The following is a 20,964-nucleotide window of genomic DNA, read 5'->3' on the forward strand; positions in this document are numbered from 1 at the left end:
CGCGCATGCACGAAGCGGGCGGGCGACGCGTCAACACGCGCCGTCCGCCCGCATCTTGGCCTGTGCCTGATGCCAGGCTCGGGGGCCGGCTCTACGAAACCACCGCCGGATCGGCCGACTTGGGCTCCCGGTCGCCGTCGTCCTCGCCGCCCATGGCGATTCCGCGCCGCTTGGAGACGTAGACCGCCGCCGCGACGACGAGGAACGCGACGGCGGCGATCGCGACCCGTACGCCGATGTTCTCGTCGGCACCGTAGGAGAACTTGATGACCGCCGGCGCGATGAGCAGCGCCACCAGGTTCATGACCTTGAGCAGAGGGTTGATCGCCGGGCCCGCGGTGTCCTTGAACGGGTCGCCGACCGTGTCGCCGATGACGGTGGCGGCGTGGGCCTCGCTGCCCTTGCCGCCGTGGTGGCCGTCCTCGACGAGTTTCTTGGCGTTGTCCCAGGCGCCACCGGAGTTGGCGAGGAACACCGCCATCAGCGTGCCCGCGCCGATCGCACCCGCCAAGAACGCGCCGAGCGCGCCCACACCGAGCGTGAACCCGATGAAGATGGGCGCCATCACGGCGAGCAGCCCGGGCGTGGCGAGTTCGCGCAGGGCGTCCCTGGTGCAGATGTCGACGACCTTGCCGTACTCCGGTTTCTCGCTGTAGTCCATGATTCCGGGCCGTTCCCGGAACTGCCGCCGCACCTCGTAGACCACCGCGCCCGCCGACCGCGACACCGCGTTGATCGCCAGCCCCGAGAAGAGGAAGACGACCGCCGCGCCCGCGATGAGCCCGACCAGGTTGTTGGGCTGCGAGATGTCCATCATCAGGCTCATCGGCGCGCCCTCGCCGCTGAGTTTCTCGCCCACGTCCGCGGCGCCGGTGGTGATGGCGTCGCGGTACGACCCGAACAGGGCCGCCGCCGCGAGGACGGCGGTGGCGATGGCGATGCCCTTGGTGATGGCCTTGGTGGTATTGCCGACCGCGTCCAGGTCGGTGAGCACCTGGGCGCCGGCGCCCTCGACGTCGCCGGACATCTCGGCGATGCCCTGCGCGTTGTCGGAGACCGGGCCGAAGGTGTCCATGGCGACGATCACACCGACCGTGGTGAGCAGGCCGGTCCCGGCCAGCGCCACCGCGAAGAGCGCCAGCATGATCGACGTACCGCCGAGCAGGAAGGCCCCGTAGACGCCGAGACCGATCAACAGGGCGGTGTAGACGGCGGATTCGAGACCGAGCGAGATGCCGGCGAGGACGACGGTGGCGGGGCCCGTGAGCGAAGACTTGCCGATGTCCTTGACGGGACGTCGGGTGGTCTCGGTGAAGTAGCCGGTGAGCTGCTGGATCAGCGCGGCGAGCACGATGCCGATCGCCACCGCGACGAGCGCGAGGACCCGCGGATCGCCGTCCCGGCCGGCGATCGCCGCGTCGGTGACGCCGTCCAGCTCCGAGTACTTGCCGGGCAGGTAGACGAAGACGGCCACCGCCACCAGTACCAGCGAGATCACCGCGGAGAGGAAGAAGCCCCGGTTGATCGCACTCATGCCGCTGCGGTCGGACCGCCGGGGCGCCACCGCGAAGATGCCGACCATGGCCGTGATCACGCCGATCGCCGGCACCAGCAGCGGGAACGCGAGTCCCGCGTCGCCGAAGGCCACCTTGCCGAGGATCAGCGCGGCCACCAGGGTCACGGCGTACGACTCGAAGAGGTCGGCCGCCATGCCCGCGCAGTCGCCGACGTTGTCGCCCACGTTGTCGGCGATGGTCGCGGCATTGCGCGGGTCGTCCTCCGGAATGCCCTTCTCGACCTTGCCGACCAGGTCGGCGCCGACGTCGGCGGCCTTGGTGAAGATGCCGCCGCCGACCCGCATGAACATCGCGATCAGGGCGGCGCCGAGGCCGAAGCCCTCCAGCACCTTCGGCGCGTCGGCCGCGTACACCAGCACCACGCAGCAGGCGCCCAGCAGGCCGAGCCCCACCGTGAACATGCCGACCACGCCGCCCGTGCGAAATGCGATCTTCGTAGCTTTGTGCGAGACGAGGGTGAGATCCTTTTCCGGTTCGCCGGGGGCCGGTGTCGCTTCCCGCGCCGCCGCGGCGACGCGCACATTGCTGCGTACGGCGAGCCACATGCCGATATAGCCGGTGGCCGCCGAGAACGCCGCGCCGATCAGGAAGAAGATCGACCGTCCGGCCCGTTGATTCCAGTCGTCCGCGGGCAGCAGCATGAGCAGAAAGAACACGACGACGGCGAATACGCCGAGCGTGCGAAGCTGCCTGGCCAGGTAGGCGTTCGCGCCTTCCTGGACGGCCGCCGCGATCTTCTTCATGCTGTCGGTTCCCTCGCCCGCCGCGAGTACCTGGCGCACCAGGACACCCGCGAGCACCAGCGCGGCCAGTGCGACGACCGCGATGACCGCGACGAGGACGCGGTTCGAGTCGGTCAGCACGGCGGCTGCGATGGTCGAGGTTTCGCCCAATTGATGAGGGGTGGAAAGCTCCGCCATTCGTCCTCCTTGACGCTTGGGCTGAGCTCAAGATGTGGACGGGATTGTAGGTACCGGAACCTGATCAAAACAGTCCACGACAAAAGGAATGGACCTGTCAACCGCAAGGGGACCAGAAGTAGTAATGCCCTTCCGGCATTAATACGGTGATCCATTTTTCACGCGGTTGATCGTGCGTTGATGGCGTGTCCACTCGTGAATGAATTCACTTGGCGTCCGCACGGCACCCACTGTATGCGCGGCCCTCGTCTTCCGCACATGAGAAAGGGCCCTACGAGGTAGGGCCCTTTGGGTGAGACGGTGAGACGGTGACTTCGGGTGGTCGAAGTGGGTGTCAGACCGGCGGCAGCGCCGTCGGCGCGGTCGGCCAGGTCATGCGGATCAGTCCGCCGTCCTCGCCGGCCGTGACCTCCACGTCGTCGACGAGACCACTGATGACCGCGAGGCCCATCTCGTCCTCCTCGGCCTCCAGCACGTCGGCGGCGGTGCCCGGGTTTCCGGCCCCGGGTACCGCGTGCGGCGCCTCGTCGCCGACCTCGATGGAGAACTGCTTCTCCTCCTCGATCAGCGACACCTTGACCGGCGCCGTGATGCCGACGTGCTGATGCAGACCCACAGCCCGGGTGCAGGCCTCGCCGACGGCGAGCCTGACCTCGTCGAGGACGGCCTCGTCCACTCCGGCCCTGCGTGCCACCGCCGCCGCCACCAGACGGGCGGTGCGGACATGCTCGGGCAGCGCGCTGAAGCGGAGTTCAACGGTGGCCATGCATCCCCCTCGGAACTACGGGCGTGCTTTCGGGGCCCGGGCCGCCGACAGCCCGGGCCCCCTTGTTCTACTGCCGTTCCGGGCCCAAGGGCCCGGAACCGGTCGTCAGTCGGTGGCCGCCACCGCTTCCTCGACCGAGGTGTGAATGGGGAACACCTTGGTGAGGCCGGTGATACGGAAGATCTTGAGAATGCGCTCCTGGTTGCAGACCAGGCGCAGCGAGCCCTCATGGGCACGCACCCGCTTCAGTCCGCCGACCAGCACGCCGAGCCCGGTGGAGTCGAGGAAGTCCACGCCCTCCATGTCGACGACGAGGTGGAAACTCCCGTCGTTCACGAGCTCGACCAGCTGCTCACGCAGCTTGGGCGCGGTATATACGTCAATTTCGCCACCGACCTCGACGACCGTACGATCGCCGACGGTACGGGTCGACAGGGACAGGTCCACGGATCCTCCAGCACCTTGCTATCGAGCGGTCGTCCCTCGGGACACCTCGGCTTGAAGCCCCCAGGACGGTTCGCCAGCCGCGATGGCATTCAATCACTTACCGGCAGGCGTGCACGACGCCTTGGTCCCATTGTCCGTCACGCCGGTGACAGACTCGGTGCCGATGGCCAAGAATCACCGATCCGATCGACCCCTGGCGGAGCACGGCTCCAGGCCGGAACCGAGCATGCTCCTGGACCGGCTCGCCGCGGGGCCGAACCGGGCTACGCGCATCACTCATACGGAGCACTTGCCCCCGCGTGCGGGCCGTCATGCCGTCTGGCCGGACCGGATTCGGCCGGAGGTCGTCGCGGCGGTGCGGGCCGCGGGCATCGAACACCCCTGGGCCCACCAGGCACGCGTAGCCGAGCACGCCCTGGACGGCGACTCGGTGGTCGTCGCCACGGGCACCGCTTCCGGCAAGTCCCTGGCGTACCTGGTGCCGGTGCTGTCGACGCTCCTGGACGGATCCGAGGCCCCCAACGGGCGTGGCGCCACCGCCCTCTACCTGGCTCCGACCAAGGCGCTGGCCGCCGACCAGTGCCGGTCCGTGAAGGAACTTTCACATCCTCTGGGCACATCCGTGCGGACCGCGGTGTACGACGGCGACACGCCGTTCGAGGAACGCGAGTGGATCCGCCAGTACGGCACATACGTGCTGACCAACCCGGACATGCTGCACCGCGGCATCCTGCCGTCCCACCCCCGCTGGTCCTCCTTCCTGAAGTCCCTGAAATACGTTGTCATCGACGAGTGCCACACCTACCGCGGCGTCTTCGGCTCCCATGTCGCCCAGGTGCTGCGAAGATTGCGCCGACTGTGTGCGCGCTACGGCGCGTCGCCCGTCTTCCTGCTCGCCTCCGCCACCGCCGCCGAGCCCTCGGTGGCAGCCCGCCGGCTCACCGGGCTGCCGGTGGTCGAGGTCGCCGACGACGCCTCACCGCGCGGTGAACTGGTGTTCGCCCTCTGGGAACCGCCGTTGACCGAGATGGAGGGCGAGAAGGGCGCGCCGGTCCGCCGCACGGCCACCGCCGAGGCCGCCGACCTGCTCACCGACCTCACCGTGCAGGGCATGCGTTCCATCACCTTCGTACGCTCCCGGCGCGGCGCCGAGCTGATCTCGGTGATCGCCCAGGAACGCCTGGCGGAGATCGACCGTTCGCTGCCCCGGCGCGTGGCCGCGTATCGCGGCGGCTACCTCCCCGAGGAGCGCCGCGCCCTGGAACGCGCCCTGCACTCCGGCGAGCTCCTCGGCCTCGCGGCGACGAACGCCCTCGAACTGGGCCTCGACATCTCCGGTCTGGACGCCGTGGTGATCGCCGGATACCCGGGCACCCGGGCCTCGCTGTGGCAGCAGGCGGGCCGGGCGGGGCGGTCCGGTCAGGGGGCGCTGGCGGTGCTGGTCGCCCGCGACGATCCGCTGGACACCTTCCTCGTCCACCATCCCGAGGCCCTGTTCGACCAGCCCGTGGAGTCCACGGTCCTCGACCCCGACAACCCGTACGTCCTCGCCCCCCACCTGTGCGCGGCGGCGGCCGAGCTGCCCCTGACGGACGAGGACCTGGCGCTGTTCGGCCCCGCCTGCGAGGAGCTGCTCCCCCAACTGGAGGCGGCCAGGCTGCTGCGCCGCCGAACGCGGGCCTGGCACTGGACGCGCCGGGAGAGGGCCGCCGACCTGACCGACATCCGCGGGGAGGGCGGACGGCCGGTCCAGGTCGTCGAGGCCGGGACGGGCCGGCTGCTGGGCACGGTCGACGCCGGCTCCGCCCACACGACCGTCCACGAGGGCGCCGTACACCTCCACCAGGGCCGCACGTACCTCGTCCGCTCCCTCGACCTGGAGGACTCCGTCGCGCTGGTCGAGCAGGCCACCCCGACGTACTCCACGGTCGCCCGCGACACGACGGCGATCTCCGTCCTGGAGACCGACACCGAGGTGCCCTGGGGTGACGGGCGTCTGTGCTACGGCTCCGTCGAGGTCACCAACCAGGTGGTCTCCTTCCTGCGCCGGCGTCTCATCACCGGCGAGGTCCTGGGCGAGACGAAGCTCGACCTCCCTCCTCGGACGCTGCGCACCCGCGCGGTGTGGTGGACGGTCACCGAGGACCAGCTGGACGCGGCCCGGATCAACCCGGAGTTCCTCGGCGGGGCCCTGCACGCCGCCGAGCACGCCTCGATCGGCATGCTGCCCCTGTTCGCGACCTGCGACCGCTGGGACATCGGCGGCGTGTCGGTCCCCCTGCACCCGGACACGCTGCTGCCGACGGTCTTCGTGTACGACGGCCACCCCGGCGGTGCGGGTTTCGCCGAGCGCGCCTTCCACACGGCCCGCGACTGGCTCACGGCCACCCGTGAGGCCATCGCCTCCTGCGAGTGCGACGCCGGCTGCCCGTCCTGCATCCAGTCCCCCAAGTGCGGCAACGGCAACGAGCCGCTGCACAAGCGGGGCGCCGTACGGCTGCTCACGGTGCTGCTGCGGGGGGCACCGGCGGGAGAGACCAGCCGAGGCGCGGGAGCGGGGGTGGATGCGGGCGCGGAAGCGGGGGTGAATGCGGGTGCAGGTGCGGGGACGGAGTCCACCGCGCGTGCGGGTGCGCGGCCTGCTTCGGGGGCGGGGCCCGCCGCCGAAACGGAAGCAGGGGCCGCCACCGATACGAAGGCAGGGTCCGCCGCCGAAACGGAAGCGGGATAGGCGGGGCCTCCACCACGAGCCCGGCCTACGAGACCCCCGCGCCGCCGAGACAGCGGGCAGCGGGCGCAGCGGGCACCGGTCAGTAGGCAGCACGTGCAGCGGGCACCGGTCAGTAGCCAGCGTGTGCGGCGGGCATCGGGCATCGGGCATCGGCCGAGTCAGCAGTCAGCGGACATCGGTCATCGGTCATCGGTCATCGGTCATCGGGAGAACTGTCATGGGCCCCGGCCGACACGACACCCTGCGCCCGGGACACGGTCGGCCGGGCTCCTGCCCTCGGGGCTCCTGGCGCCCCGGGGTGCGAGGCGCCTCGGGTCCCAGGCGCCCCGGGTCCCAGGCGCCCCGGGGTGCGAGGTGCCCCGCAGACGGGACGCCGGTCGGCGGAGCACCCGTCAGCGGGGCACCGGCGCCGGGGCGCCGGTGAGCGGATCCTCCGGCGCCGGGACGCCCGGCAACTGGTCGCCCGGTGCCGGGACATCCGTCGCCGGGCCCGCTCTCGCCCGGACCTCCGCCGCGAACGGCCCCCGGCCCGACGCAGCCGTCACGTCCGAGACCTGGCCGATGAGCACGCACCGCACCAGCCTCGCCCCTTGTGCCCGCGCGACCCGGTCCGCCCTGGCACACGCGGCCGTGCCGCCCCGTGCCCAGTGGTCCGCCGCCGCGAGCGCCGCCAGATCGGCTCCGCCGGCCGCGCGATGGCGGGCCACGACGGCCTGCCCCAGGGCCAACACGATGCCGAACACGAGGCACAGAACGGCGATCGCGCCTAGGCTCCAGACCGTGGCGGACCCTCTGTCGGAGGCGCTTCCTCGCCTGGATCCGGCGCCGCGTCCGCGGCCGCACCCGGAGCCGAAGCCAGGGCACGAACCGGGGCCGGGGCCGGGGCCGGTTTCGGCGCCCGCGCCGCAGCCGGGACCCGAGTCGGAACAGGGGCCGGGAACAAGACCCGAGCCGCAGCCAGGGCCCCAACCGGAACCAAGACCCGGACCGGAACCAAGACCCGGACCGGAGCCGGAGCCCGAGCCGGAGCCCGAGCACCGCCCCGTCTCCGACCGGAGCGGGACGCCGCCCTTCATGGCCCCGCCCCCACCGTCTGTTCCACCGAAGCCACGGCCTCCTCCCGTACCTCGAAGGGCAACCCGGGCAACGCCGCCGGCTCGGCCGCCACGGTCACGCGGACCTGGTCCGCCTCCCGGCTGACCGTGACCCGCGCCGCGCGCGGCGCCGCCTCTCTCGTGATCTCGACTACCGCTTCGGCCGGATCCTGGCGGGCCGCCGCGCGGGCACCCGTCCGGGCCGCGTCCACGCACTGGATCTGAGCGGCCACCACGAGCAGCGCGTACACCAGCGACATCGCGAACACCACCAGCACCGGCAGCACCACGGCCGTCTCCGCCGTCACGAATCCCCTGTCGGAGTGGCCGGCGATGCCTCGGCGGGTTTGCGCCCGCACCGCCCGCTCACATCCGCGCATCGAGTGCCTGCTTCACGATGCCCTGCAACTCCGCGCTGACCGCGCCACTGGTCACCACCTTGTAGAGCACCACGGCGAACGCCACCGCCGCGACGATCCCCATCGCGTACTCGGAAGTGACCATTCCCGTGTCCCGCCGCGCCGCTCGTACCGCTCCGCACACCAGGGCACTCAGCCGTGCCCGTACCGCCTGATACATCACAACCCCCGTAAGGTCCGTTCCCGTTGTTCAGCTGCTCGTCCGCCGGTCACTCACTCGCGGGCCCGGCGCCCGCCCGCTCCATTCCGTCAGCCGCCACCTCCTCCGTCTCCCAGCACCCCGCCCGCGAGCCCGATCACCACCGGCAGTACGCCCACCGCGATGAACGCGGGCAGGAAGCACAGCCCCACCGGTGCGGTGACCATGACGGCGGCTCGGCGGGCCCGGGCCGTCATGGCGCGGGCCCAGTCGGCCCGGGCCTGGGCGGCGAGCCGGGCAACCGGGCCGGCCGCGGGCAGCCCGGACACATCGGCCCGTTCCAGCAGCCGTGCCAGCGGCCCGGCGCCCGGAATCGCGGCCAAGCCCCGCCAGGCAACACCCGGCTCACTGCCGAGGCGGACCTCGGCGGCGCCGCGTCCCAGTGCGTCTCCGACGGGCCCTCCGAGGGCGTCACCCACCGCCTGGGCCGCGGCCACCGGACCCGCACCGGCCGCGATGCACGCGGCCAGCAGATCGGCCGCCAACGGCATCTGACGGGCGGCCTCCTCGGCAACGGTCTCCGCCGCGGCCGCACCGGAGGCCGACCGCCGGGAGCGCCGACGCCACAGCACCGCCGCGCCCACCAGCCCCACCACGACTCCGGCCCCACCCCCGACCAGAGCCCACCCGGCACCCACCGTGCCCACCAGCGGCAGCCAGCCGCGCACGGCGCCCAGCACCTCGACGTGTCGTGGGACGGCGCGTGCCGGGCGCGGGGCCAGCAGCCCGGTGAGCCGCCTGTGTACCGTCCGCTCCCGCCGCGCGGCGCCGGCCGCGCGCGCCAGGCACCCGGCGACCAGCACCGTCCCCACCACCGCCCCCAGCCTGTGGACAACTTCCCCGTTCACGACGCCGCCTCCGCTGCCCGCACGATCCGCGCCACCCACCACACGCCCAAGCCCTCCAGAACCCCACCGGCCAGCAGACAGCCCATTCCGGCCCCGGTGTGCAGCAGCACGTGCAGCGGGTCGGCACCAAGGGCGACGCCGAGCAGGAGACCCAGAACAGGCAGGCCGGCGAGCATCACCGCCGTGGCGCGGGCGCCCGCCAACTGGGCTCGCAGATCGGAGCGCTGGTCCCGTTCGGCACGTAGTGCGCCTTCCAGCCGGTCGAGCCCGGCCGCCAGCCCGGCGCCCTGGTCCACGGCGACCCGCCAGCACGCCGCCAGCCCCCGCAGCCCCTCGGCGCCCGGCCGCCGCGCCGCCGCCGCGAGCGCGCCCGGGACGTCCCCACCGAACCTGGCCGCCGCCAGCACCGCCGCCTGGGCGTCATCGAGCCCGCCGGAGTCATGGGCGGCACACAACAGCGCTTCGCCCGGCTGCCGCCCCGCACGCACCTCCCCGGCGAGCGCCCCGCACAGCGCGATCACCGCGTCCTGCCGGCGCTCCCGGACCCGCCGCGCCCTCCCGGCCAGCCGAGTCCGCCGCAGCAGCGGCACCCCGACCGCGCCCGCGACGACCGGCAGTATCGAGCTGCCCAGCACCGCCAGCACCAGCCCGGCCGCCAACGACCACCACTCGGGCCGCAACCGGCCACGGACACGCCCCAGCCCGTCCGTCACCCGGCGCACCGCGGGTGGCCCGGAGCCGACCGCCACGCCGTCGCCGTCGCCATCGCCGTCGCCGTCGCCGTCGCCGAGCACCAGGCGCGCCCGCCGTACGCCGGAGTGCCACCCGCTCCCGGACAGCCACGCCGCGGCTCCCAGACACGCCAGGGCCACGCCCGTCGACAGCTCAACCGTCCCCGTCACCTGCGCACCTCCCGTCCGACGGCGCGCGCTTCCAGCCCGTCACCGCGCAGCAACGCCCGCAACCGATCCCAGCCGTGCTCGGCCACGAAGGCCTCCGCTCCCCACCGCAGCGCCGGCACCGTCCGCACCAGCCCCGACGAGTCGCGCTCCAGCACGTGCACTTCGGCGATCCGGCGCCGTCCGGCCCGGTCCCGTGCCAAGTGCAGGACGACCGAAAGGGCTGCCGCGAGCTGACTGTGCAGGGCCGCCCGGTCGAGGCCCGCGGCCGTGCCGAGTGCCTCCAGCCGGGCCGGTACGTCGGCGGCGGCGTTGGCATGCACCGTCCCGCAGCCGCCCTCGTGACCGGTGTTCAACGCCGCGAGCAGGTGGACCACTTCGGGGCCGCGTACCTCGCCGACGACCAGTCGGTCCGGTCGCATGCGCAGCGCCTGCCGCACCAGGTCCTCCAGAGTCACCAGGCCCGCGGCCTCCTGGTTGGCGGGTCTGGTCTCCAGACGGACGACGTGCGGATGGTCCGGCCGCAGCTCCGCCGAGTCCTCCGCGAGCACGATGCGCTCGTCCGGTCCGACGAGCCCGAGCAGCGCGCTCAGCAGCGTCGTCTTGCCGCTGCCGGTGCCGCCGCTGACGAGGAAGGACAGCCGTGCTTCCAGCAGCGCGCGCAGCACGCGGTCGCCGCCGGGCGGCACGGTGCCGGCCGCCGCCAGTTCGTCGAGTGTGAACGCACGCGGCCGTACGACCCGTAGCGACAGGCAGGTGCAGCCGACGGCGACCGGAGGGAGTACCGCGTGCAGCCGGGTGCCGTCGGGCAGCCGTGCGTCCACCCACGGCCGGGCGTCGTCGAGCCGGCGCCCGGCGACGGTGGCGAGCCGCTGCGCGAGTCGCCGGACCGCACCGGCGTCCGGGAAGGAAACCGACGTGAGCTCCAGACCGCCACCCCGGTCCACCCACACCCGGTCCGGGGCGGACACCAGTACGTCGGTCACCGACGGGTCGGCGAGCAGCGGTTCCAGCGGTCCGCTGCCGACCAGCTCCGACCTCAGCTGCTCGGCGGCGCCCAGGATCTCGGCGTCCCCGAGCACCCGCCCCTGTTCCCGCAAGGCTTGCGCCACACGCGCGGGCGTCGGCTCGGCCCCGCTCTCGGCGAGCCACCGCCGCACGCCGTCGAGCATCCCGGACGCCGGGCCAGGCCCCCTTCCCGAGGCCTCCACCGAAGTCCGCCCGAAAGCCGGCCCTGGGGATCGCCCGGTGCCCGCCCCCGGGAGCCCCGCGGAAGCCACACCCGAGGACCACCCCATGCCCGCCCTCGGGGAGCACCCGATCGCCATCCCCGGGACCCACCCGTGGCCCGACCCCAGTGACGTCCGGGAAGCCCACCCAGGAACCTTCCGTGCAGCCGATCCCGCGGACGCCTCGGAAGTCCGGCCGCCCCAGGCTTCTGCCCCGGCTCGCCGTCCCGCAGGCAGTCGCCCCGCAGCCGGCCCTCCCGCAGGCAGCCCGGCATCATCCCCGTCCGGCGACAGCTCGTCAGTGGACCCCCCTGAATCCCTGGATCCCGCCCCCACCGGCACTCGAGAAGCCATCGCCGCCCCGGACTCCCGGGCAGTCGGGTCCGCACGCCCGCCTCCGGCTTCCCCGGCCGTCTCCACTCCCGCAATCCCTGCCACCTCCACCACCCCCGCAGTCACCTCGACCCGCCTCCCGGCACTCGCACTCACCGCGTCCGTCCCGACCCGCCTCCCACCGCTCACGAGCGCCCCGGTCAGCACGTCGCCCCCATTCGCCCCTCAGGTCTCATCAGCGTCCTCACGCGTCCCCACCCGCCTCCACCAGCGCCCGCCCCCAGAACTCCCTGCAGAAGCGCGCCAGCGGCCCGCGTGCGGACGCGCCCGGGGGCTGCCTGCTCTCTGTGGCGCGCAGGAGCCCGGATTCGACGGGGACCTCGCCTGCCAGGGGCAGTCCGAGCAGCCGGGCCACCTCACGGTCGTCGAGTCCGGAGGCGTACGGCCCGCGTACCGCGACCCGGAGGTCGCGCAGGACCATGCCGACCGTGGCGGCCACCCGGGCGGCCGCCGCGACGGCCCGTAGTTCGGCCGGGACGACGAGCAGTCCGACGTCGAGCTGGGCGAGGACCTCGGCGACGCCGTCGTCGATCCGGCGCGGCAGGTCGACGACGACCGTGCCGCCCCTGCGCCGGGCTGCCGCGAGCACCGCCCGAACGGCCTGGGGCGGCACCGTGACGCAGTCGCCCCGGTCCCAGCTGAGCACCCGCAGCGAGTGCAGCTCGGGCAGCGACTCCTCCAGGGCGCCGCCGCCGACCCGCCCCCGCGACGCGGCGAACGCGGGCCACCTGAGCCCCTCGGCCGACTCCCCGCCGAGGAGCACGTCGAGGCCGCCGCCCAGGGGATCGGCGTCCACGAGGAGGCTGCGCAGTCCCTCCCGTGCGGAGCTGACGGCGAGTGCGCAGGCCAGCGTGGACGCTCCGGCGCCGCCTCGGCCGCCGATGACGCCGACGGTGAGAGCGGGCCGTCCGACGCCCTCGACGACGTCGGCGATGCGGTCGACCAGCCACTGTTCGCCGTCGGGCAGCATCAGGACGTGGTCGGCGCCGATCTCGACGGCCCGCTGCCAGACCCCCGGGTCGTCCTGGTCACGGCCCACGAGCACCACTCCCCGTCTCCGCACGGCCCCGCGCACCCGTCGCGCGGCGTCGTCGCCGACGAGGACGAGCGGCGCGGCGTCCCATCCGCCCCGCTGTCCGGAGGCAGTGGGCGTCGCGGGCACCGAGTGGTGCACCTCCGGCGTGGCGCCGGCCGCCGCGCACAGGCGCAACAGGTCGTCGAGGAGTTCCGTGTCCTCGGTGACGATCAACGGTCCGCTCTGCCGCCCCCCGGCGGCCGGCGGCGGATCGTGGGTGATGGTTCCGGTCATGACTCGCGTCCCCCTTCGCTGCGACCCCGCGGTCGCGCCCGACACCTATGGCCTCGTCCGTGGCCTCGTCCGTGGCCTCATCTGTGACCTCATCTGTGACCTCATCCGTGGCCTCGCGCGGCCCTTGCGGCCCCGCGATTGCAAACCGTGTGAAGAACCGGCAAATGGTCCCCACCTGAACGGCCGAGGTGAACGCCCGACTTGAACACCGACTTACGCGTCGACTTGGACATCGGTCGCCCCCGGCCATACGCGTCCGGCAAACCGAACCGGTCGTGGAACTCGGTGCGGCCCTGACGCATGGGAATCACGGTGCAGCGATCCCGGAAATCGTGTGGATCTTGGTCAAAAACTGTGGACAACTCAACGATTGTGAATATCGCGTCACTCAAACCGGTGAGCCCCGACCCACCCCGCTCCACCCTGTGTACGACTTCCGCAGAGCAGCCCGATGACTACTCTACGTAGTAAGTCATGGGCATGACATATCAGCTCAAGCTCTGTGGCCACAGCCCGGAATCCGGGCCGGAAAAGAAGGGAAAACCCATCCGGACATGCGACGACCCCCGCCGGGGGGGAGAGCGGGGGTCGTCTCCACGGCCGACTCGGGGGGGGAGGAGTCGGACCGGGTTAGCACGGTCGCGAACGATCCGTGACTTCCATGGTGTACCCGAGAGCCATCTCAGGCAAACCCACGCGCCCCACCTTACGCCGAATGGGCTGCGCCTATGCTCGGGGTCGTGGAAAACCACTCCTTGCCCCACTCCTCGCCCCACTCCGTGCCGCACTCCATGCCCCGCACGGCGGCCTTCTTTGACCTGGACAAGACGGTCATTGCGAAGTCGAGCACCCTCACGTTCAGCAAGTCGTTCTACCAAGGCGGGCTGATCAACCGCAGGGCCGTCCTGCGTACCGCATATGCCCAGTTCGTGTTCCTCGCGGGCGGCGCCGACCACGACCAGATGGAGCGGATGCGCGAGTACCTCTCCGCGCTGTGCCGCGGCTGGAACGTCCAACTGGTCAAGGAGCTCGTCGCCGAGACCCTCCACGACCTGATCGACCCGATCATCTACGACGAGGCCGCCTCGCTGATCGAGGAGCACCACATCGCCGGCCGCGACGTCGTGATCGTCTCCACGTCGGGCGCCGAGGTCGTCGAGCCGATCGGTGAGCTGCTCGGCGCGGACCGGGTGGTGGCGACCCGCATGATCGTGGGCGACGACGGCTGCTTCACGGGAGAGGTGGAGTACTACGCGTACGGCCCGACCAAGGCCGAGGCGATCCGGGAGCTGGCCAAGTCCGAGGGGTATGACCTGACCCGCTGCTACGCCTACAGCGATTCGGCGACCGACCTGCCGATGCTGGAGTCGGTCGGACATCCCCATGCGGTCAACCCGGGCCGGGCACTGCGCCGCGAAGCCCTCGCGCGCGAGTGGCCGATTCTCGATTTCCACCGTCCGGTACGGCTCAAGCAGCGGGTCCGTGGTCTTTCCGTACCCCCGCGTCCGGCGCTCGTGGCCGCCGCCGCGATAGGCGCCGCGGCAGCCACCGCGGGCCTCGTCTGGTACGCGAGCCGACGGCGGTCCGCGGCGGCCTGAACCGCTGATCCGGATCCGCCCTTTCACCCGCGTATGAGCGCAAAAGTAAAGAAGTGCGGTCGGCACTTCCGCTTGCTTCGGGGCAGGAGTACAAAGGAGTCAACGGCCCGCGAGACCAAGGACATCCGAAAGGATCACCTTAAGAACGCATTTGGCCCCACGGACCGAGCATGGACATCGGGTACCCACGCGACGTCGACCCGTCGATTACGGGCCAGCCGCACCAGGTGACGGGCAAAGTTCCCGACCTGATGGGCAAATTTCGAGGACGCTTGGTAACCCGGTGCTCATGCCAGCGGCGGTACGAGTGCTCGTACCGCCGCATTTCTCGGTCTCTTACGGCCTCTACGGCCTCTCGCGCCTCTCCTGCCCGCCCTTACGCCGCCCCGCGCTGGAGCGCCTCGCACACCGCCGTCGACTCGCGCGCGCCCAGCTCGACCGCCCTGCCGCAGTGGGCGATCCAGGCGGCCATGCCCTCCGGGGTCCCGGAGACGTAGCCGTCGAGCGCCGCCACATAGGCCGCGCGCCCCAGCTCGGCATGCCCGACCTCGGCCGGGCAGACCGATTTCGGGTCCAGGCCGCTGTTGATGAGCACGACGCGCTCGGCCGCGCGGGCGACCAGGCCGTTGTGCGTCGTGAAGGGCCGCAGCGCCAGGAGCTCGCCGTGCACGACGGCGGCCGTCACCAGCGCCGGCGCGGCACCACCCGCCATGACCAGCGCGGCCAGTCCGTCCAGGCGGCCGTGCGCCTCCTCGGCACCGGGCAGCGGCAGCTCGACGAGCGGTTCGTCCACCGGCTCGCCCTTCTGGCGGGGCCGTCCGACCTGGTCGGCCTTGTCCGCGGCCGCCACCAGGTGCAGCCGGGCCAGGACCCGTAGCGGGGACTGCCGCCAGATGGACAGCAGCTGCCCCGCCTCTGCGGTCAGCCGCAGGGCCGCACCCACCGCACGCGCCTCGTCGTCGCCGCTGAAGTCGGTCCGCCTGCGCACCTCCTCCAGGGCCCAGTCCGCCCCGGACAGCGCCGCCGAGCCCCGGGCGCCGCGCAGGGCCGCCTCGGAGGTGATCTCGTTGCTGCGGCGCCGCATGATCCGGTGGCCGTAGACCCGGTCCACGGCCTTGCGTACGGACTCCACGGACTCGGCCACGCCGGGCAGTGCGCCCAGGGCCGCGAGCGGATCGGCGGTCGCGCCTGTCGTACTCATGAGTACGACACTACGCATCCCGGCGCCCCCTCCCACGAACGAGTGGTCTTCTTCACGTACCTCCGGACTCTCGTGCCACCTACAGCTACTGCGCCACTACGCTTGGTGAACATGAAAATTGCTTTCGTCGGGAAGGGCGGCAGCGGCAAGACCACCCTGTCCTCCCTGTTCATCCGCCAACTCGCCGCCACCGGTGCGCCCGTCGTCGCGATCGACGCCGACATCAACCAGCACCTGGGGGCCGCACTGGGGCTCGACGAGGCGGAGGCGGCCGGACTGCCCGCGATGGGCGAGCACCTGCCGCTGATCAAGGACCATCTGCGCGGCACCAACCCGCGCATCACCTCCGCCGAGAAGATGATCAAGACCACTCCGCCCGGCGAGGGCTCGCGCCTGCTGCGGGTACGCGAGGACAACCCGGTCTACGACGCCTGCGCCCGACCGGTGGAACTGGACGGCGGGGCCGTCCGTTTGATGGTCACCGGGCCCTTCACGGACGCCGACCTGGGGGTCGCCTGCTACCACTCGAAGACGGGAGCGGTGGAGCTGTGCCTGAACCACCTGGTCGACGGCCCCGAGGAGTACGTCGTGGTCGACATGACCGCGGGCTCGGACTCGTTCGCCTCCGGCATGTTCACCCGCTTCGACATCACGTTCCTCGTCGCCGAGCCGACCCGGAAGGGGGTCTCCGTCTACCGCCAGTACAAGGAGTACGCCCGCGACTTCGGCATCGTCCTGAAGGTCGTCGGCAACAAGGTGCAGGGGCCGGACGACCTCGACTTCCTCCGTGAACAGGTCGGCGGCGACCTCCTGACGACCGTCGGGCACTCGGACTGGGTGCGCGCCATGGAGAAGGGCCGGCCACCCCGGTTCGAGCTCCTGGAGGACGCCAACCGCCGTGCGCTGAGCACCCTGCACTCGGCCGTCGACGCGACGTACGAGCTGCGGGACCGGGAGCGCTACACGCGCCAGATGGTCCACTTCCACCTGAAGAACGCCCACAGCTGGGGTAACGAGCGCACGGGAGCCGACCTGGCGGCGCAGGTCGACCCCGGCTTCGTCCTCGGCGAAGGAGTCGTCGCCCCGGCGTGACGACGCCCTCGCCGTTGCGGCGGGGCCGGCTACTGCTTGGCGGCCGGCGCTCCCGGCACACCCTTCGGCGCCGGTGCGGGGGCGGCCGAGAGGAAGGACGCCCAGCCCTTCTTCGGGGCCTCACCGACGTCCAGGGTGCGCAGCTTCTTCAGGACCTTCGGGTCCTGGGCGTCCAGCCAGTCCACGAGCTGCCGGAAGGAGACGCAGCGCACCTGGTCCTTGGTGCACACCTCCTCGATGACCTCCTCGATGGCACGCATGTAGGTGCCGCCGTTCCAGGACTCGAAGTGGTTGCCGATGATCAGGGGTGCGCGGTTGCCGTCGTAGGCCCGCTGGAAGCCCTGGAGCAGCCCGTCGCGCATCTGGTCGCCCCAGAACTCGTGCTTGGCGGGGTCGCCCTGGGTGGTGGTGCCCGACTGGTTGACCATGAAGTTGTAGTCCATGGTGAGCTGCTCGAAGGTGTGTCCGGGGAACGGCACGAGCTGCATCGACAGGTCCCACAGCTCCTGCTTCTTCTTGGGCCAGACCTGGTTGTTCACACCGCTGCTGTCGTAGCGGAAGCCCATCTCACCGGCGGCCCGCATGAAGTTCTCCTGGCCCTCCAGGCACGGGGTGCGGGCGCCGATCAGCTCTTTGTCGTAGTCGAAGGGGAGGGGCGCGGCGTTCTTCGTCCCGGTGTTGGTCTTCCAGGTCTTGACGAACTGCTTGGCCTGGCGGATCTCGTCCTTCCACTCCTCGACGGACCACTCGCCGACCCCGCCGCCGGGGCCGCAGAAGTGGCCGTTGAAGTGGGTGCCGATCTCGTTGCCCTCCAACCACGCGAGCCGCAGCTGCTTGACGGTGTCGGCGATGCCCTGCTCGTCGTTGAAGCCGATGTCGGAGCGGCCCGGGGAGTGCTGCGGCGGCCGGTACAGCTCCCGCTTCTCCTTCGGCAGCATGTACACGCCGCTCAGGAAGTACGTCATCGTCGCGTTGTTCTCCTTGGCCACTTCACGGAAGTGGGAGAACAGCTTCTGGCTGTCCTCGCCCGCGCCGTCCCAGGAGAACACCACGAACTGCGGGGGCTTCCGACCGGGCTTGAGGCGTTCCGGGCGGGGCAGGTGCGGCTGGGCCCCGGTGTACGCGGTGGAACCGTCGCCGATGAGGCGGACCGCGTTCTTGGGCGCCGGTGCCGCTTTCCCCTTCTCCTTCCCTTCCTTCTCACCCTTCTCCCCCTTCTCCTTCTGCGGACCGTGCGTCCCTTCGCCGGAACCGGTATTGCTGCCGATCGCGCAACCGGCGAGCGACGCGGCACAGACCGCGGCGGCGATCGCGGTGCGCACGGCGATCCTGCGGGTGGCGGCCATGTTCCGCCCACCTTCTTCCTTCTCTCGGGCCAACGCCGACGAGGGCGATGTCGGGTGCTGAGCCGGGACGTGCCGTCAGCGCCGTCAAGGTGGCACGAATGCGAGAAGGAATTAGTACGACAAGCCGATGAAATGCCTGATTCACTCCTGTGAGCTGCCCATTACTCCATTTGCGCGAAAAGTCTATGCCTCTTCTTTACTCTGAATTACGATCTATTTACAGAGCGCGACCACAACCATCGAGCGCTCGGGCATCCCGCCGCTGTACGCCGTGACCCACGGCCGCGAACTGCCCCCGTTCAGCGGGGGACCGACCATGACCGCGACCGCGCAGCCCCGGAGGAGACGGGAAACATGTCTGCCTGCGTCCCCGCCCGTGCCGATTCGGCCCGTACCGAGCACGTCCATCCACCTCACAGCCCGCCACCCGGTGGCCCCCGGCGCTTCCGCGTCGCCGGCGCCGACCTGTCGGCCTCGATCGCCGTCTTCCTGATCGCCCTGCCCCTCTCCCTGGGTATCGCCCTCGCCACCGGCGCCCCCCTCCAGGCCGGCCTCGTCGCGGCCGCGGTGGGCGGGATCGTCGCCGGATGGCTCGGCGGCTGCCCGCTCCAGGTCAGCGGCCCCGCCGCCGGACTCACCGTGGTCACCGCCGACCTCATCGTGCGCTACGGATGGCGTACGACCTGTGCCATCACCGTGCTCGCCGGGCTCGCCCAGTTGGGCCTCGGCTGTCTGCGCGTGGCGCGCTCCGCGCTCGCCGTCAGCCCCGCCATCGTGCACGGCATGCTGGCCGGCATCGGCGTCACCATCGCCGTCGCCCAGCTGCACATCGTCCTCGGCGGCACCCCGCAGAGCTCCGTGCCCGACAACCTGCGCGCCCTGCCCGCCCAGCTGGCGAACCCCAGACCGGCCGACCTCGCGGTGAGCGTGCTGACCCTGAGCCTGCTGCTGCTCTGGCCACGCGTCCCCGGCCGGGCCGGACGGCTTCTGGGCAAGCTTCCCGCCGCCCTGATCGCCGTGGCCGGCGCCACCGCGGTCGCGGCCCTCGCCGGGCTCCGCCTGCCCAAGGTCGACCTGCCGTCCTGGAGCAGCCACGCATTGGCCACCCTCCCGGAGGGTCCGGTACTCGGAATCGTCGCGGCCGTCCTGACCACCACGCTGGTGTGCAGTGTGCAGTCCCTGCTCGGCGCGGTCGCCGTGGACAAGCTGGTCTCCGCCCGGCCGGGCCTGACCGGCCGCGTCAAACGCTCCGACCTCGACCGCGAGCTGCTCGGGCAGGGCGCCGCCAACATCGTCTCCGGGTCGCTCGGCGGCCTGCCCATCGCCGGTGTGGCCGTGCGCAGTTCCGCGAATGTGGCCGCGGGTGCCGTCAGCCGGAACTCCACGATGCTGCACGGCGTTCTCGTAGTGATCGCCGCACTGCTGATGGTCCCGGCCCTGGAGCTCATCCCCCTCGCCGCGCTCGCCTCCCTGGTCATGTTCGTCGGCCTCAAGATGGTGTCCCTCAACCACATCCGCACGGTGACCCGCCACCGTGAGGTTCTGGTCTACACGGTCACCACCTGCGGCGTGGTGTTCTTCGGTGTCCTGGAGGGCGTCGCGCTGGGCATCGCCGTGGCCGTCGGCGTCGCCCTGCACCGCCTGACCCGCACCCGGATCACGCACGCCGAGACGGGAGGAGTCCATCACGTACATGTACGAGGTCAGTTGACGTTCCTCGCGGTGCCGAGACTCAGCCGCGTCCTGCACCACGTGCCCCAAGGCGCGGACGCCGTCGTGGAGCTGGACGGGTCGTTCATGGACCACGCGGCGTACGAGACGCTCCAGGACTGGCAGAAGACGCACACCGCGCATGGTGGCTCCGTCGACATCACCGGCCGTCGGCCCGGCACCCGTATCTCCGAGCCGGCCGACGTGGACGGCTGCCGCTGCCGCCCCTGGACACCCTGGCGCAACCACCAGTGCGAACCCTCGCATCCGGCACCCGCGCCCGGCGCCGACCGGCAGGACGACGCCGGCCAGAGCGCCGACGCGGCGACCGGCCCGAGCGGATCCGACGCTCCCGCCGGACGGCCCGACGCGTCCGGCAGTACCGGCAAGGCCGGCCGGACCGACGCACCCGGCAGACCGTACGGCCACAACGGACCCAGCGGACGGGAACTGGCGCGTGGCATCAGCGCGTTCCAGCGCAACACCGCTCCGCTGGTGCGCGGAGAGCTGGCGCGGCTGGCCCGCGAGGGACAGCAGCCCTCCCAGCTCTTCCTGACCTGCGCCGACTCTCGGGTGGTCACGTCGATGATCACCTCCAGCGGCCCCGGTGACCTCTTCGTCGTACGCAATGTGGGCAATCTGGTGCCGCTGCCCGGCGAGAAGAGCGGCGACGACTCGGTGGCCGCCGCGATCGAGTACGCGGTGGACATCCTGAAGGTGCGGTCCATCACGGTGTGCGGGCACTCCGGGTGCGGGGCCATGCAGGCGCTGCTCAGCGCAGAGCCCGGGGGTGCGCAGACCCCGCTCAAGCGGTGGCTGCGGCACGGGCTGCCGAGCCTGGAGCGCATGCCCGAGGACGAGGGCGCGTGGCCCCTGTTGGCCGGACGCCGGCCCGCCGACGCGGCCGAGCAGCTCTGTCTGGCCAACGTGGTCCAGCAGTTGGAGCACCTGCGCGCGCACGACGCGGTGTCCCGGGCCCTGGGCTCGGGCGACCTGGAGCTGCACGGTATGTACTTCCACGTGGGCGAGGCCCAGGCGTACCTGCTCTCCGAGGACGCCGGGGACGGAGTGTTCGAGCTGGTGCTGGAGACCGACCTGACCGCCTGAGCGATATGGCGGGCCGTGACGCGGGGGCAGGTGCTGTGAGCGGCGTTACAGACACTGAACCCCGCGCCGTCGGCATCCG

General features: G+C 71.8%; 16 protein-coding genes. 4 read left to right on the plus strand and 12 right to left on the minus strand.

What is annotated here, in order from left to right:
• Window positions 1-91: 91 nt before the first annotated feature.
• The 3 genes from ACZ4V1_RS28065 to bldG all read right to left on the minus strand — a co-directional run bounded on the left by ACZ4V1_RS28065 (window position 92) and on the right by bldG (window position 3,710).
• Window positions 92-2,497, minus strand: coding sequence for a sodium-translocating pyrophosphatase (locus tag ACZ4V1_RS28065; RefSeq protein WP_468341213.1), 2,406 nt, complete (start codon window positions 2,495-2,497; stop codon window positions 92-94).
• Window positions 2,498-2,831: 334 nt separating this feature from the next.
• Window positions 2,832-3,263 carry an ATP-binding protein gene (locus ACZ4V1_RS28070; protein ID WP_468341216.1) on the minus strand — a complete coding sequence of 144 codons (432 nt, stop codon included), beginning with the start codon at window positions 3,261-3,263 and terminating at the stop codon, window positions 2,832-2,834.
• Between the two features lie 105 nt (window positions 3,264-3,368).
• Window positions 3,369-3,710 carry an anti-sigma factor antagonist BldG gene (gene bldG, locus ACZ4V1_RS28075; protein ID WP_003975386.1) on the minus strand — a complete coding sequence of 114 codons (342 nt, stop codon included), beginning with the start codon at window positions 3,708-3,710 and terminating at the stop codon, window positions 3,369-3,371.
• An 82-nt stretch (window positions 3,711-3,792) separates the two neighbouring features.
• On the opposite strand from bldG, the gene ACZ4V1_RS28080 reads away from it, so the two are divergent.
• The gene (locus ACZ4V1_RS28080; protein ID WP_468341219.1) at window positions 3,793-6,441 is read left to right on the plus strand and encodes a DEAD/DEAH box helicase; all 2,649 of its coding nucleotides are present in this window, start codon (window positions 3,793-3,795) and stop codon (window positions 6,439-6,441) included.
• A 392-nt stretch (window positions 6,442-6,833) separates the two neighbouring features.
• Here ACZ4V1_RS28080 and ACZ4V1_RS28085 read toward each other — a convergent pair whose 3' ends face one another.
• The 7 genes from ACZ4V1_RS28085 to ssd all read right to left on the minus strand — a co-directional run bounded on the left by ACZ4V1_RS28085 (window position 6,834) and on the right by ssd (window position 12,831).
• Window positions 6,834-7,202 carry an Rv3654c family TadE-like protein gene (locus tag ACZ4V1_RS28085; RefSeq protein WP_468341364.1) on the minus strand — a complete coding sequence of 123 codons (369 nt, stop codon included), beginning with the start codon at window positions 7,200-7,202 and terminating at the stop codon, window positions 6,834-6,836.
• Between the two features lie 311 nt (window positions 7,203-7,513).
• Complete coding sequence (locus ACZ4V1_RS28090; protein WP_468341222.1) at window positions 7,514-7,915, minus strand: TadE family type IV pilus minor pilin; 402 nt, start codon at window positions 7,913-7,915, stop codon at window positions 7,514-7,516.
• Window positions 7,902-8,114 (minus strand): DUF4244 domain-containing protein, encoded by a 213-nt coding sequence (locus ACZ4V1_RS28095; RefSeq protein ID WP_468341224.1) that lies wholly within the window; start codon window positions 8,112-8,114, stop codon window positions 7,902-7,904. The genes ACZ4V1_RS28090 and ACZ4V1_RS28095 overlap by 14 nt, the downstream gene beginning before the upstream one ends.
• Window positions 8,115-8,203: 89 nt before the next feature.
• On the minus strand, window positions 8,204-9,001 hold the full coding sequence (locus tag ACZ4V1_RS28100) for a type II secretion system F family protein (protein WP_468341227.1): 798 nt from the start codon (window positions 8,999-9,001) through the stop codon (window positions 8,204-8,206).
• Complete coding sequence (locus tag ACZ4V1_RS28105) at window positions 8,998-9,903, minus strand: type II secretion system F family protein (RefSeq protein ID WP_468341230.1); 906 nt, start codon at window positions 9,901-9,903, stop codon at window positions 8,998-9,000. Before ACZ4V1_RS28105 ends, ACZ4V1_RS28100 begins: the two co-directional genes overlap by 4 nt.
• The gene (locus ACZ4V1_RS28110; RefSeq protein ID WP_468341233.1) at window positions 9,900-11,072 is read right to left on the minus strand and encodes a TadA family conjugal transfer-associated ATPase; all 1,173 of its coding nucleotides are present in this window, start codon (window positions 11,070-11,072) and stop codon (window positions 9,900-9,902) included. Before ACZ4V1_RS28110 ends, ACZ4V1_RS28105 begins: the two co-directional genes overlap by 4 nt.
• 634 nt (window positions 11,073-11,706) lie before the next feature.
• Window positions 11,707-12,831 (minus strand): septum site-determining protein Ssd, encoded by a 1,125-nt coding sequence (gene ssd, locus ACZ4V1_RS28115; RefSeq protein WP_468341235.1) that lies wholly within the window; start codon window positions 12,829-12,831, stop codon window positions 11,707-11,709.
• A 728-nt stretch (window positions 12,832-13,559) separates the two neighbouring features.
• Here ssd and ACZ4V1_RS28120 point away from each other — a divergent pair.
• On the plus strand, window positions 13,560-14,429 hold the full coding sequence (locus ACZ4V1_RS28120; protein WP_468341238.1) for an HAD family hydrolase: 870 nt from the start codon (window positions 13,560-13,562) through the stop codon (window positions 14,427-14,429).
• Between the two features lie 376 nt (window positions 14,430-14,805).
• Here ACZ4V1_RS28120 and ACZ4V1_RS28125 read toward each other — a convergent pair whose 3' ends face one another.
• Entirely contained in the window at window positions 14,806-15,630 is an 825-nt protein-coding gene (locus ACZ4V1_RS28125; protein WP_468341241.1) for a Fic family protein, read from the minus strand.
• 111 nt (window positions 15,631-15,741) lie between these two features.
• Between ACZ4V1_RS28125 and ACZ4V1_RS28130 the strand changes: the two genes are divergently transcribed.
• On the plus strand, window positions 15,742-16,722 hold the full coding sequence (locus ACZ4V1_RS28130; RefSeq protein WP_468341244.1) for an ATP-binding protein: 981 nt from the start codon (window positions 15,742-15,744) through the stop codon (window positions 16,720-16,722).
• Window positions 16,723-16,751: 29 nt separating this feature from the next.
• Here the strand turns inward: ACZ4V1_RS28130 and ACZ4V1_RS28135 are convergent, their stop codons facing one another.
• On the minus strand, window positions 16,752-18,068 hold the full coding sequence (locus tag ACZ4V1_RS28135) for a polysaccharide deacetylase family protein (protein WP_468341247.1): 1,317 nt from the start codon (window positions 18,066-18,068) through the stop codon (window positions 16,752-16,754).
• A gap of 354 nt (window positions 18,069-18,422) precedes the next feature.
• Here ACZ4V1_RS28135 and ACZ4V1_RS28140 point away from each other — a divergent pair, with 354 nt between their 5' ends.
• Window positions 18,423-20,885 carry a SulP family inorganic anion transporter gene (locus ACZ4V1_RS28140; RefSeq protein ID WP_468341250.1) on the plus strand — a complete coding sequence of 821 codons (2,463 nt, stop codon included), beginning with the start codon at window positions 18,423-18,425 and terminating at the stop codon, window positions 20,883-20,885.
• Window positions 20,886-20,964 lie beyond the last annotated feature (79 nt).

It is taken from the genome of Streptomyces sp. NPDC028991, assembly GCF_055564775.1.